This is a genomic window from Trichococcus alkaliphilus (assembly GCF_003008695.1).
Classification (GTDB): Bacteria; Bacillota; Bacilli; order Lactobacillales; family Aerococcaceae; genus Trichococcus; species Trichococcus alkaliphilus.
The window spans coordinates 276853-290087 of the sequence record NZ_PXZT01000002.1; the positions used below are offsets into that span (position 1 = coordinate 276853).

Consider the following 13235-nt stretch of genomic DNA (forward strand, 5'->3'; position numbering starts at 1 on the left):
CCTTTTCAGTTAAGGTGGCTTATTTTACCATTTTTACAGGATTCACTACACTATTGTCTTTTCCGGGAAACCAGTGTCTCGTCGAATTGGCGATCTTCACCAAAATCAACATCACCGGCACTTCCGTCAGGACGCCTACCACCGTAGCCAATGCTGCTGGAGAATCCATTCCGAACAACGCGATGGCAACCGCGACAGATAATTCAAAAAAGTTCGATGCGCCGATCATTCCGGCTGGTGCGGAGATTGCATGCGGAAGCTTCAGCGCTTTGCTTGCAAAATAGGCAATGAAGAAAATCAGGAATGTCTGCAGGATCAAAGGTACGGCGATCATCAAAATGTGCAGCGGATTCTCCAGAATGACCTCTCCTTGGAAAGAGAACAACAAGATCAGCATCAACAACAGCCCCGCGGTAGTCGCGCCATCAAATTTCGAAAGAAAATCCTTCTCGAAATAAGTGACTCCTTTTTTCTTTGTGACGAAGATCCGCGTCAAAACGCCACCCACCAACGGAATCACCACGAACAACACGACGGACAGGATCAAGGTGTCCCAAGGAACCGTAACATTGCTGACGCCCAATAAAAATTTGACGATGGGAATGAACGCAACCAAGATGATCAGATCATTGGTCGCAACCTGAACGACAGTGTACGCCGGATTGCCTTTTGTCAATTGGCTCCAGACAAAAACCATCGCTGTACAAGGTGCAGCTCCCAAGAGAATAGCACCGGCCAAATATTCCGTCGCCAACTCCTGCGTAATGAAATTCTTGAAGACGACAAAGAAGAAGAAAGCGGAAATCGCGTACATGGTAAAAGGTTTGATCAGCCAGTTCACTGCCCAGGTGACATAAAGTCCTTTCGGATTTTTCCTGACGTCCCGGACGCTTTGGAAATCCACCTTCATCATCATCGGGTAGATCATGACCCAGATCAATACAGCCGTCGGGATCGAGACGTTCGCATATTCGAATTTCCCAAAGAAATCAGGTATGGCCGGCAAATATTTACCGATCAAAACCCCCACCACCATACAGATTGCTACCCAGACACTCAGGTATTTATTGAAGAACGAGATGCTTGTTTGCTCTTTTCCACTCATTTTTATTATACCCCCATTTATTGTTTTGCGCTCTTTACAGCACTATTATTGCGTCATTTGACCTTTTCTTTTCCTTCCGTTCCGCACACAACTTTTGACCGTACCGGTTCGCAGATGCATGCCGGTGTATTGGCCATCAATTCCGCTGTATCCACCTTGAATTTTTCGAAGGCATCTTTATTCAGGTCGTAATAATGCCACGTGCCGGATTTTTCCGTCGTCACCAGTCCTGCCTTCACCAACAGATTAATGTGATGGGATAAAGTTGGCTGGGTAAAATCGAAATGTTCCAGTATGTCGCAAGCACACATGGCCCCGCAGGAAAGCATATCGACAATTTTGACGCGCTTAGGGTCGGCCAAAGCCTTTGCGATTTTTGCATAATTTTCATAATCCATGATTGCTGATGCCCCTTTTTATATAGACGTTTTTCTATCTATGCCAGAAAAAGAAACTCGAGCCGGAGTATCCCGAGACACGAGTCTTTTTTATGGGTGCTAGCAACAGCCGCCCTGCCCACAACCGCATGAGCCCTTACCTGCTGTAGCAGCTTCCTCATGCTTGTGGTGATGGTGTCCATGACCGCCGCAACAAGATTCTTTTGCTTGAGTTGTTTCTTCCTGATGATGATGGCCCTGGCCACCGCAGCCACAGCCGCCTTTTTCGCCATTGCCGCCGCAGCAGCCGGATTCTTCTTTTTCTTCTTTTTCTACTTTATTTTCTTCGGAAAATTCCTCCGAACCGCCACAACCACAGCCGCCGCAGCCACAAGAGCCTTCGGTGTCTTCTATGAAGCGGACGCCGATGTAGCTTGTGATTTCATCGTTGGTCGGATAGCTTCCACTTTTGACGATTTCTCCGTCCACAATAGTGATTGGCAACACGCTATTCCCTTCCGCCTCGATTTTTTCATTAACGGCCTTGTTGAGCGTGAATTGATCCGCATCATCGGTCAAATTAAAAAGCAATGCCTCGTAGTTCTCCAAATCCGCCAAGGCCTCCATTACTGCTGCAATGCGCAGGGCATCCTGGCTGCTGAACAAGCTGCTGCTTGTTTCCGGTTCAAAAATAGTGATGTTCGTCATGATTCATTTCCCCTTAGCTTGTTTGTATTTTGAATAGCTTTTGATAGCTTAAAATTTTTTTGTTACCTTTACAATATAGGACTTCTTCGATCTACAGTCAAACACAAAATAGAATTTGTGCAAAGAAAGTGCCGGACAGAGAATAATTCCCCACCCGGCACTTTCGAAAATTTTTATTTTTTCAACAATTCTGTGATTTCTTCCGTACTGGCGACTTTACCGTAGGAAACGACTTTCTCATCGATGACCAATCCCGGAGTGCGCATGATGCCGTATTTGGCTATGTCCTTCATGTCGGTCACTTTTGTGATGGTCGCTTCCATTCCCAGTTCCTTCAATGCCTCTTCCGTATTCTTAGCCAAATTCACACAATTTTTGCAGCCTATACCCAAAATTTTGATTTCCATGATAATATTCCTCCTGCTTATTATTTTTGATCACATAAATATTGGTCCCAAGAAATTGAACAGATAGCCGATGATGATGATGCCGACTGCCACGATTCCGAAGAAGAGGCCCAACAATTTCGGTTTAACGACCTGCTTCAGCATGACCATCGATGGCAAGGACAATGCTGTTACGCCCATCATGAAGGAAAGCACAGTTCCCAATCCGACACCCTTTGCGACAAGCGCTTCGGAAATGGGCAGTGTCCCAAAAATATCCGCGTACATTGGAATGCCGACGAACGTCGCCACCAATACCGAATACCATTTATCCTGGCCCAACAGAGCCGTGATGACCGATTCGGGGATCCAGTTGTGGATGGCAGCCCCGATGCCGACCCCAAGAAGTACGTACAGCCATACTTTCTGGACGACTTCCTTCACCTGATCGACCGCATAATCGACACGGTCTTTCCTTGTCAACTCGGCTTCCTCCAGTTCAATTGTAGGGCTGCCGAACACAAACGATTCGACCTGGTCCTCCAGATGCGCTTTCCCGATGAAGGTTCCGCCGACAACCGCAAGGATCAGTCCCACAACGACATAGGCGATGGCGATTTTCCAGTTGAAGATGCTGGCCAAGAGGATGATGGATGCCAGATCAACCAACGGCGAGGAGATCAGGAACGAAAACGTCACGCCCAACGGCAATCCTGATCCGGTGAAGCCGATGAAAAGCGGAATCGAAGAGCACGAACAGAACGGTGTGATCGTCCCAAGCAACGCCGCCAGGATATTGGCGGTAATTCCATCAAATCGGCCCAGGATTTTCTTCGTCCGCTCAGGCGGGAAGAAACTTTGCACATAAGAAATACCGAAAATCAACACCGACAACAGGATGAAGATTTTGATGACGTCGTAGATGAAGAAATGGATGCTGCCCCCCACCCTGCTGGCGAGGTCCAATCCGAAGACATCCCGGACAAGCATGCCGACCAAATCGCTTAGCCACTGCATTTTTAATAACTGATCATTTAACCATTGAAAAATTCCCATGATGAACTGCACCTTCTAGTTTGTATTTTTCCACCTATCACATAGATGTTTATCTATGTGATAGTATACGCTCACACATAGATGAATGTCAATGTGTGGTTTTCGGGTAGTGAAAGGCTTAAAAAAGCTGCAATCATGCCGGAGCAGCACCCCGGTTTTCGCAGCTTGTTCATTCAAGGATAGGCTTTACTCTTTTTATCACTTTTGCAGCAGTTCTGCAATGTGTTTGGGCGTCAGAATCCGCCCATATGAGACGACCTTTTCGTTGATGACCAGCCCCGGAGTCTGCATGATGCCGTACTTTGCGATTTCTTTCGGGTCTTCCACTTTGATGATTGTTGCATCCATGCCGATCTTCTTGAGCGCCTCGGCTGTATTTGCTTGCAATTTCTCGCAGTTCCGGCAGCCCGGTCCCAAAATTTTGATTTCCATTTCCATCCCCTGCTTTCGAATGAATTATACAGTGGTGTTTTGTTTGGCCATAGTCTGGAAAAAGTCCTTCAACTCATCCAACTTTTCGTGATTCACGGAGTATTTGACCCAAATGCCGTCTTTTCTACTGTCCACAAGGCCGCAGTCCTTCATCATCTTCATGTGGTAGGACAAAGTCGGTTGTGTGATCGAAAACTGATCCAACAGCGCACAGGCGCACATTTCGCCTTCCGACAATAAATCCATGATTTCCAATCTGGTTTCGTCCGACAACACTTTCAGACATTTTGCATAGGTTTTGTATTCGATCGCCATATTCAGTTCCTCTTTTCCTGATGTCTATTGAGGCACTTCAGCCCGCTCTGGCGCTATTGTCGCTTTCACATAGACATCTATCTATATGAAGTATATACCCTCACAGGATGAATTGCAATTCCGTTCTTGTACAGAAAAAAATGCGTGTCAAAATGAAACAAGATGAAAAATTAATGAAAAAAGGTTTGACTCATTCTTATCCGCTTGTTATTATGTATATAAATTTCAAAATAAATTCACATTGAAAAGATAAGTACGGATGGACGAAATGCACAGAGAGCCTCGGCAGTTGAGAAGAGGACAGGGATGCTATCCGGAAAATGGTCTTCGAGTGAGTGGACGGCGAACGCTCTGCAAGGAACCTTAGCCCTCCACGGGAATGCCCGTTACAGCATCACAGTATCCCGGAACAGCGATTTGCTGCGGCGTACTGGTTAAGGGGAAAATCGAGAGGTTTTTCTGAACCAAGGTGGTAACACGATGAATCTTTCATACGTCCTTGCGCAGCACAATGCGCAAGGACGTATTTTTTTACAAAAAAACAAACGAGAGAAGGAAACTATCATGACAACCCAAACAACTTTAAGCAGAACGAAAGCGCCCTTCCGCGCAGACCACGTGGGAAGCTTCTTGCGTCCCGAAAGCATCAAAAAAGCCCGCAAAGAGCTGGCTGAAGGCACAATCACGAAGGAAGCCCTGCGCGAAATCGAAAATGTTGAGATCACACGCATCGTCGACAAACAGATTGAACTTGGCTACAAAGGCATCACGGACGGAGAATTCAGACGCTCTTATTGGCATTTCGATTTTCTTGAAAACCTCTTGGGATTTGAAGGTTACCTTGCGGCGCAAGGCAAACAATTCCACAATGTTGTGACGAGTGCCCATAGCGTGCGCAACATCGGCAAGATCGCTTTTAATCCGGAACATCCTTTCTTTGCTGACTATGCCTTTTTGGCTGAAGCTGTGGGCGACAGGGCTGTTGCGAAAGTATCGATTCCAAGCCCGAACCAATTGATCCGCCTTGGTTTCCGCAATGAAGAAATCTATCCTACCTTGGAAGGGTACGCTGCCGACCTGCAGCAGGCATACCGCGACACGATCCTGCACTTCTACTCGTTGGGTAACCGTTACATCCAGATCGATGACACCTTCTGGGGCGACCTTTGTTCGGATAAAGCGCTGGAAATTTTCGGTTCTCAGGAAACTTACGATGAATTGAAGCGAGTCGCTACTGAAAACGTCAAAAACATCCAAATCGGGCTGCCTGAAGATTTGGTCGTCACGACGCATATCTGCCGCGGTAACTTTCGCTCGTCCTACTCGCAGGAAGGCGCTTATGAGCCTGTTGCGAAAGAACTGTTCGGCGAAACCGGCTTTGACGGCTTCTTCCTGGAATATGATACTGACCGTGCTGGTGGGTTCGAACCATTGCGCCACTACAAAGGCGACGGCCAAATCATCCTTGGTCTGATCACTTCAAAAACACCGGAATTGGAAGATATCGCCGAAGTCAAAGCGCGAATCGCCGAAGCCGCTAAATTCGTGCCTTTGGAACAATTATGCCTGAGCCCGCAATGCGGTTTCGCTTCGACTGAAGAAGGCAACAATCTGACGGAAGAACAACAATGGGCAAAATTAACTTTGGTCAAGCAGATCGCTGACGAATTCTGGGGCGACTGATAATTAGTTGGATTGTTGGGTCGGAGCACCCAACAATCCCGACAACAAAAAAACGCATCACCACTCAATTTATGAGTAGCGATGCGTTTTTTTGCATGACATTTAGCGGGCGTTGACTGTTCACGAGAGTATCATTGTTAAGTTTCATGTGAAATTTTTCATTTACTACTTTCCAAAATTTTAATAAGCTGTCATACTATATTCAGAGTATCACTGTATACTCTGAAGTTACTGAGAGAATTTACTCTTTTTCTTTAGACCTCCGAACCGGATCGGTGAAGCTGCAACTTCGCCGTCCACTTTCTAAAGGATATGGTCCATCAAAGGACAGCAAAAAAACGCCACCCAAAAAGTGGCATTTTTTTGTTATTTCATTTTCCCCTCATTGGCTTCCTTCAGATAAATTGCAATCAGCTCATCGCGGACCGCTATCCATTCGGGCCTGCGGTCTTCGAGGTGGACCCGGTTCGAAAGCAGCAGGAATGCTTTTTGCCGGTTCGGATCCAGTATCATGAAGGTGCCGGTGTAGCCGGTATGCCACAAAACAAAGTCTTTCCCCTCCTGAAACAGGTTCCACCCCAAGGAACGCGGCTGGCCCGGAACGATTCCCCAATCCCGCAGCAAGGCTTGGACAGTCTCATTGCGCAAAATCCGTCGGCCTTCCCACTCCCCGAAATGCAGCAGCATCTGCGAGAACCGGATCAGATCATTCATCGGTGCAAACAACCCAGCGCTCCCACAATGTCCACCCAAAACAAGCGCTTTGGGATCATGCACGCGACCGCGGATCACTCCTCTGGTCGGATGGTTTTGCGTCGGAACGCAACGCATCGGATCAATTGGCTGATAGCTGCTCTCCGTCATGGCAAGCGGACGCTTGGTGCGTTCCTCAAAGTTTTCCTCTACCGATTTCCCGGTCATCTTCTCGATGATGAAGCCTGCCAAAATCAATCCGGTGTCGGTATAGACCACTTTTTTGCCGAGATTTTCTCCCGGCTCAAGAGCGATCAAGGCAGCCGTGAGTTCTTCGGCCGACAACGCATCGCGGTTTTTGATGTAGCCTTTCAGGTCTGATGTGTGCGTCAGCAGGTGCCGGATCGTTACCGCAGCGGAAGGGAATGCCGGCAGATACGCCTGCACCGGATCTTCGAAGCTGAATTTCCCTTCCTCATGGAGCTGGAGTAGCAGTGTCGTCGTGACGATCACCTTCGTCAAAGACGCCACATCATAGAGCATGCCCTCCCGCAAGGCTTCCCGCTCGGGCAAGATCGCCGCCGATCCGATCAGACGGGTTTCCGTTTTTTCCTTATCGATAAAGGTATAAGTCGCCCCTGGAAAAACAGCATCTTTCAGCATCTCGGCGATTTTCTTTTGGGTTTCTGGATACATCAGCAAGCGCCTTCTTTCCATCATTGTAGTTGTCTATCATTATAACGCATCCAAAGCCTGATGCGCGGCACCTTTCGAACGCTTTTTACAATTTCGGAGAAGAATGGCGTGAGATTTGCGAAGCACTTTTCAATTTAAGAAAGAAACAGCTTTATCAGCGGATCATGTGTTAGAATATTGTATACTAGTGAACTTATTGGGGGAATGTAATTCGATGGGGTATTTTAAGGAGCGTCTGTATCAGCAATACGTGATATTATTCATCTTCTACTTTATGTCCATGGCGGCTTTATCATCGTTGATCACCGTCTACATGCGCGACCTGGGGAAAAGCGGGTCGGAAATTTCATTCATCCTTATCCTTTCAAACATAATCGCACTCATCATCCAAGGACTTATCGGATATTCAAATGAAAAGTGGGGAACCCGCAAAACGGTCACCATCTATGTGTTGATTTCAGCTGTCATCAGCAGTGGGCTTTTTTTCTTCACAGGCAACTGGCTCTTCGGGCTCGTTTATGGTTTGGCGAACGCCATCACCTTGGGACTAGCACCGCTGTTCGATGTGCTTGCGGCCAACAGCCCTTACAGATTCGGCCAAATTCGTCTCTGGGGAACAATCGGCTATGCGGCCGGGCAACAGATTTCCGGGATTATTTACGATTTTGTATCGCCGAAATCGATTTTCGTGTTCTATCTCGCCTGTTATTTTGCAAGCATCGTGTTCCTTTATCTCTTGCCTAAACCGGAGCAAGCGGCTTCCGCTCCAGAGCATGCATCCGAGAAGCAGGAGGATACTTCCGGAGGCAATACACTCAAGAACATCTTCCAGAACAAACTTTTCATCACCTATCTGCTTTTGGCGTTCATCATTTTCGGCACGAACACGGTCAACACCAGTTATCTGCCGTTGCTTTTGACAGATACGGGCGCTCCAGTCGCACTTGTCAGCACGACCCTGACAGTGGCGCTGTTTGCGGAAGTCATCGCGATGGCTTTGTCGCACCGCTTCATGGACCATTTCACGAACAAGCAGCTGCTTCTGGCCATTCTGTTCCTGTCGGGGACAGAATATCTGATCAATTTCCTTTCGAGCGACTTTCTGGTGCTTTCCATTGCGACAGTCCTGACCAAGTTTTTCGCTTCCGGTACTTTCATCATGCTGAACCTCAAGATGGTCTCCACCTTGTTGAACCGGAAACTGATCGCCACTGGAACAGCTGTGGTCGCCATGCTCTCCAGGAACATCGGCACCATCTTCTTCCAATTGATGGCCGGCCCCATCATCGACACAATCGGGCTGAATTACCTTTACCTGCTCCTTTTGGTCTTTACGGTCATCGCTGCGGTGATCGCCTTGCTGTTCAAAGTGCCGGCACAGCCGAAAGAACGACTTTTTTCTTGATGACAGCTTTAATCGCAAAACGGCCAGGGAATCCAATTTCCCCGGCCGTTTTTTTATTTTTATACGCTAATCAGTTCCTGACTCGTTTAATGATCAGCTTCGTCGCTTCCATCAATGCGACCGAGGCCAAGGCCAATCCTGCCGCCATCCCGAAATGCACCAAACCGAAGTCGGCCGGTATCGAGAAGATGCCGCGCACCGCCGGCAGCAAAGTCGTTGCGTAGAGTGTGCTGCAGAATGCTACGGCATAGAGGACATATTTGTTCGCAAAGAAGCCTGCTCCGATGGCCGTCTGGGAATTCGAACGGGCCGGGAATGTCTGCAAAGTGCGCGCGATGATCAAGGTAGAGAAAGCCATGGCTACGCTCATCTCAGCCGAGTAGCCGCGTCCGATGTATTGCGAAAGGATGACGGCTGCCCCGATCAGCACTCCGCGGTAGATGACCGAAACGAGAGTATCGCCAGAGAAGATTCCCTCGTTCGGATCCCTTGGTTTGCGGGACATTACGTCAGGCTCGCCCTTCTCCATCCCTAAAGCAATCGCGGGAATGGAATCATTGACCAAGTTGATGAACAGCAGCTGCAGGGCGGTGAATGGATTCACCCAATCCATCAAGAGCGCCGCGACGATTGCGATGATCGCCCCTAGATTACCCGAGAAGAGATAGGCGATGGCTTTTTTGATGTTGTCGTAGACGTTGCGGCCGACACCGACTGCGCTGACGATGGAAACGAAATTGTCGTCGGTCAACACCATCGCTGCCGCCTCTTTCGCTACATCCGTCCCACTGCCCATGGCGATGCCGATGTCCGCCTGCTTCAAAGCCGGCGCGTCATTCACCCCGTCGCCCGTCATCGCAGTGACATGGCCTTTGTTCTGCCATGCGCGGACAATCCGGATTTTATTCTCGGGGGATACCCGGGCATAAACGGATACCCGCTCTAGGATGCCGTCCAATTCCCGATCACTGAGGTTGTCCAGCTCCTGGCCAGTCAAAGCGAGGTCCTCCTCATCCGCAATGCCGATGTCGCGGGCAATTGCGCGCGCCGTTGTTTTGTGGTCGCCGGTGATCATCACAGTCTTGATGCCGGCCTTCTTCGCTTCCTCAACCGCGGCGTATACCGCTTCGCGTGGCGGATCGATCATCGCCATAAGTCCGACCAGGATCAGATCGTGCTCCACGTTGAAATCGAGCGCCTCTTTTTCCTCCAGCGGCCTGTAGGCGAAAGCCAACACTCGCAGGGCGCGGCTTGAAAAATGTTCGTTCTGTTCCTTGATTCTTCCCAGCAGTTCCTTCGTCAACGGCGACACCTCACCGTTGATCAATATTTTGGTGCTGCGCCCAAACACGACATCAGGGCCGCCTTTAGTCAACAGCAAGCGTTCGCCGTCGATCGTATGGACCGTTGACATCAGCTTCCGTTCCGAATCGAAAGGCAACTCTGCTTCGCGGGGATAGGTTTCCCGCAGCTCGCCAAACGGCTGGTTTATTTTGTTACTGAAGGCGACCATGGCAACTTCCGTGGGATCCCCCAATTCCTGCCCTTCAGTGTTGATGCTTGCATCGTTGGCTAAGACAGCGATCTGCATCAGTCGTTGCTCATCGAATGACCACATCCGCGGCTGATCGTTTAAGGTGCCGGATTGGCCGTTCGCCAGATAGTGGTCGACGATCGTCATCTTGTTCTGCGTCAAAGTTCCGGTCTTGTCGGTGGCGATGATGCTGGTCGATCCCAACGTTTCCACTGCTGGCAATTTGCGGATGATCGCGTTTTGCTTGGCCATCTTTTTCGTCCCTATCGAAAGGACGATCGTAACGATCGATTGTAGGGCTTCCGGGATGGCGGCAACAGCCACAGCTACAGCGAACATGAAGGCGCTCAACATGCCTGCGCCCATATCAGTTGTGCCTTCTCCCAGCATGCGGATGAACTGGATACCGAAAATGAGGCCGGAAAGCATCAGGATGCCCACGCCCAATTTTTTGCTGAAATGCTCCAGATTCTTTTGCAGCGGCGTTTGCTTGGCCAACGCATTTTCCAACAGGTTCGCTACTTTACCGATTTCCGTGTCATTGGCGATGCCTGTGACGACGAACTCGCCGCGGCCGTATACCGTCAGCGTCCCACTGTGCACCATATTGGCGCGATCCCCTATCGGGACGGCGCCGTTGATATCCTTCACCTCTTTGTCAGCAGGAAGGGACTCCCCGGTCAGCATCCCTTCATCCACCTTCAGCGACCCGGCTTCAACCAGGCGGCCGTCCGCAGGGACATAATCGCCGGCGTCGAGGCTGACGATGTCGCCGACAACCAATTCCCTTGCCGGAATGGTCAGCCTTGCGCCAGCCCTCCTTACCTTAGCCATCGGAGCGGACAGGCTCTTCAAGGCATCCAAAGAACCTTCTGCTTTGCGGGTCTGGATGACGCTGACGACCGCATTGATCATCAGAACAGCAAAGATAATCAAAGATTCCGCCGCATGCCCCATGACCATCTGAATCGCGGCGACAGCCAGTAAGACCATGACCATCGCATCCTTGAAAGTCTCAACAAACAACTTCAGGACCGAATCCCGTTCTTTTGTCTCCAGTTCGTTGAATCCATGTTCTGCCTGTCTGGTTTCGACGACCTGCTGATCGAGCCCTTCCCTGGTGCTGCCAGTTTCCGCAAAGATCGTCTCCAGGCTTTTCTGGTATGCCGCCAAGGAAGCTCCCCCCGGCTTGTTCTTGTGCGGATGGCCCGCATTCCGTTTTGCTTCTAGCGTTTTTGTGCTTATTCTTTCGTTTTCCATTCGTAAGCCTCCTGTTTTGGTCATCTGTTCTCATCTATTTTTATGGTTCACCGTTGTATCGTTTTCCCCATCCTTGCATCACGTTTCTGCCGCTCTCACCCCGCTTTCTTCCGCAATTGAGAAATAAAAAAGAGACTTACGCGCTACCGTTTCTCTTAAGAAACGGTAGGCGTAAGTCTCACTATTTAAGGCAAAGCCAGAAGGCCCTCTCGGATCTACTTATTGTTGGCATTGCCGCAGCTCGGCTGCTAGTTACTCCCCTACGGAAAACTTCTATTCAATTCCTATTCACTATAAACGACAGGTCAGCAGAAAGCAAATTTGAAGCCTTGGCGTTTTTATTTCTTTTTGCGGATCATATCGAAGCGTTCGACCACGAAAGGAACCTTCATCTTCACAGTCATCATGGCGTTAGGCGCACGATCGATCGCTTCGTCGTGTTCGTTCCAGATGGCTTCCACAGTCAGTATGTTGTGGCGCAGGCCTGGTCCGTAGAATTCGATTTCGTCACCGACGCCGAAATTGTTCCGTTGTTGGATCGTAGCAATCTGCGTTTCCGGATCGTATGCCATCACTTGACCGATGAAACCGTAGCGCGGAATTTTGCGGCGCTGGCCGAAGAGCTGTTCATCCTCGGTCGGATCTTTATAGAAGAAACCGGTCGCCAATTCGCGTTGCGCTACTTTCCATAATTCATCCACCCATTCCTGCTTCAATTCGTAATGGTCCGGATCTGCGCAGTAGGCATCCACGGCTTTGCGGTAGACGTTGACTACAGTCGACACGTAGTGGATCGATTTCATGCGCCCTTCGATTTTCAGGCTGTCGACGCCGCTCTCGATCAGATCGGGCAGGTGCTCCAGCATCGACAGATCGACGGCGCTCATGGAGAATTTTTCTTCGATGCCTTCTTCGCCGGCACCTACAGGGTTCTGTTGTCCCAACAATGGCATGTCGAACAGGCCGTATTTCCAACGGCAAGACTGCGCGCAGCCTCCGCGGTTGGCATCACGGTTCGACATGTGGTTGGAAAGGACACAACGGCCCGAGTAAGAGATGCACATCGCCCCATGGACGAAGGCCTCGATTTCGACATCGGTCTTCTCGTTCATTTCCTGAATTTCTGCCATCGATACTTCACGGGCCAACACGACGCGCTCCAAGCCTTCGTTCGCCCAAAAATTGAGCGTCTGGTAGTTGGTCGCTGATGCCTGTGTCGACAAATGGATCGGCAAGCCGGGCGCGTCGGTCACAGCGATTTCCATCAGCGCGGGATCCGAAATCAGGACCGCATCGATGCCGATATCGCGAATCGTGCGGAAGAATTCGCCTGCGCCTTCCTCGTTGCCTTCATGGGTGACCATATTCGCTGCGACATAGATTTTCGAACCGTGGCTATGCGCAAAAGCGGCTGCTTCCGCCATTTCCTCATAGTCGAAATTGCCTGCGCGGCTGCGCAACCCGTACGCTTCTCCGCCGATATAGACGGCGTCAGCTCCGTAGTGGATGGCTGTCTTAAATTTTTCCAATGTTCCGCCCGGGGCCAAGACCTCGGGCTTCTTTGTTATTGTTCGCATGTGTATGT

The 13235-nt window shown here is 49.7% G+C and carries 12 protein-coding genes; 2 read left to right on the forward strand and 10 right to left on the reverse strand.

Going from position 1 to position 13235, the window contains the following annotated elements; genetic code table 11:
* Window positions 1-19: 19 nt before the first annotated feature.
* The 7 genes from arsB to C7R73_RS02950 all read right to left on the reverse strand — a co-directional run bounded on the left by arsB (window position 20) and on the right by C7R73_RS02950 (window position 4379).
* Complete coding sequence (arsB, locus tag C7R73_RS02920) at window positions 20-1105, reverse strand: ACR3 family arsenite efflux transporter (protein ID WP_106449029.1); 1086 nt, start codon at window positions 1103-1105, stop codon at window positions 20-22.
* Between the two features lie 53 nt (window positions 1106-1158).
* Complete coding sequence (locus tag C7R73_RS02925) at window positions 1159-1503, reverse strand: ArsR/SmtB family transcription factor (protein WP_106449030.1); 345 nt, start codon at window positions 1501-1503, stop codon at window positions 1159-1161.
* A 99-nt stretch (window positions 1504-1602) separates the two neighbouring features.
* Complete coding sequence (locus C7R73_RS02930) at window positions 1603-2190, reverse strand: arsenic metallochaperone ArsD family protein (protein WP_106449031.1); 588 nt, start codon at window positions 2188-2190, stop codon at window positions 1603-1605.
* Window positions 2191-2363: 173 nt separating this feature from the next.
* Window positions 2364-2597 (reverse strand): thioredoxin family protein, encoded by a 234-nt coding sequence (locus C7R73_RS02935; RefSeq protein ID WP_068559151.1) that lies wholly within the window; start codon window positions 2595-2597, stop codon window positions 2364-2366.
* 30 nt (window positions 2598-2627) lie between these two features.
* A complete protein-coding gene (locus C7R73_RS02940) occupies window positions 2628-3632 on the reverse strand; it encodes a permease (RefSeq protein ID WP_106449032.1) in 1005 nt (334 codons plus the stop codon).
* Window positions 3633-3830: 198 nt separating this feature from the next.
* Window positions 3831-4064: a thioredoxin family protein gene (locus tag C7R73_RS02945; protein WP_106449033.1), complete on the reverse strand. Its 234-nt coding sequence runs from the start codon at window positions 4062-4064 to the stop codon at window positions 3831-3833.
* A 24-nt stretch (window positions 4065-4088) separates the two neighbouring features.
* Window positions 4089-4379 (reverse strand): ArsR/SmtB family transcription factor, encoded by a 291-nt coding sequence (locus tag C7R73_RS02950; RefSeq protein ID WP_106449034.1) that lies wholly within the window; start codon window positions 4377-4379, stop codon window positions 4089-4091.
* A 564-nt stretch (window positions 4380-4943) separates the two neighbouring features.
* On the opposite strand from C7R73_RS02950, the gene C7R73_RS02955 reads away from it, so the two are divergent.
* Window positions 4944-6062 (forward strand): 5-methyltetrahydropteroyltriglutamate--homocysteine S-methyltransferase, encoded by a 1119-nt coding sequence (locus C7R73_RS02955; RefSeq protein ID WP_106449096.1) that lies wholly within the window; start codon window positions 4944-4946, stop codon window positions 6060-6062.
* 366 nt (window positions 6063-6428) lie between these two features.
* Here C7R73_RS02955 and C7R73_RS02960 read toward each other — a convergent pair whose 3' ends face one another.
* On the reverse strand, window positions 6429-7451 hold the full coding sequence (locus C7R73_RS02960) for a serine hydrolase domain-containing protein (RefSeq protein WP_106449035.1): 1023 nt from the start codon (window positions 7449-7451) through the stop codon (window positions 6429-6431).
* Between the two features lie 214 nt (window positions 7452-7665).
* Here C7R73_RS02960 and C7R73_RS02965 point away from each other — a divergent pair, with 214 nt between their 5' ends.
* Window positions 7666-8856, forward strand: coding sequence for an MFS transporter (locus C7R73_RS02965; RefSeq protein WP_106449036.1), 1191 nt, complete (start codon window positions 7666-7668; stop codon window positions 8854-8856).
* Window positions 8857-8926: 70 nt separating this feature from the next.
* On the opposite strand, the gene C7R73_RS02970 is transcribed toward C7R73_RS02965, so the two are convergent.
* Both C7R73_RS02970 and C7R73_RS02975 read right to left on the reverse strand, forming a co-directional pair.
* A complete protein-coding gene (locus tag C7R73_RS02970; RefSeq protein WP_239992558.1) occupies window positions 8927-11563 on the reverse strand; it encodes a cation-translocating P-type ATPase in 2637 nt (878 codons plus the stop codon).
* A 425-nt stretch (window positions 11564-11988) separates the two neighbouring features.
* A complete protein-coding gene (locus C7R73_RS02975; RefSeq protein WP_106449038.1) occupies window positions 11989-13227 on the reverse strand; it encodes a peptidase U32 family protein in 1239 nt (412 codons plus the stop codon).
* Window positions 13228-13235: the final 8 nt, after the last annotated feature.

Bases quoted from the DNA above. Each gene is read 5' to 3' on its own strand.
- arsB (WP_106449029.1), bottom strand. From the start codon at position 1,105: ATGAGTGGAAAAGAGCAAACAAGCATCTCGTTCTTCAATAAATACCTG.
- C7R73_RS02925 (WP_106449030.1), bottom strand. From the start codon at position 1,503: ATGGATTATGAAAATTATGCAAAAATCGCAAAGGCTTTGGCCGACCCT.
- C7R73_RS02930 (WP_106449031.1), bottom strand. From the start codon at position 2,190: ATGACGAACATCACTATTTTTGAACCGGAAACAAGCAGCAGCTTGTTC.
- C7R73_RS02935 (WP_068559151.1), bottom strand. From the start codon at position 2,597: ATGGAAATCAAAATTTTGGGTATAGGCTGCAAAAATTGTGTGAATTTG.
- C7R73_RS02940 (WP_106449032.1), bottom strand. From the start codon at position 3,632: ATGGGAATTTTTCAATGGTTAAATGATCAGTTATTAAAAATGCAGTGG.
- C7R73_RS02945 (WP_106449033.1), bottom strand. From the start codon at position 4,064: ATGGAAATCAAAATTTTGGGACCGGGCTGCCGGAACTGCGAGAAATTG.
- C7R73_RS02950 (WP_106449034.1), bottom strand. From the start codon at position 4,379: ATGGCGATCGAATACAAAACCTATGCAAAATGTCTGAAAGTGTTGTCG.
- C7R73_RS02955 (WP_106449096.1), top strand. From the start codon at position 4,944: ATGACAACCCAAACAACTTTAAGCAGAACGAAAGCGCCCTTCCGCGCA.
- C7R73_RS02960 (WP_106449035.1), bottom strand. From the start codon at position 7,451: ATGTATCCAGAAACCCAAAAGAAAATCGCCGAGATGCTGAAAGATGCT.
- C7R73_RS02965 (WP_106449036.1), top strand. From the start codon at position 7,666: ATGGGGTATTTTAAGGAGCGTCTGTATCAGCAATACGTGATATTATTC.
- C7R73_RS02975 (WP_106449038.1), bottom strand. From the start codon at position 13,227: ATGCGAACAATAACAAAGAAGCCCGAGGTCTTGGCCCCGGGCGGAACA.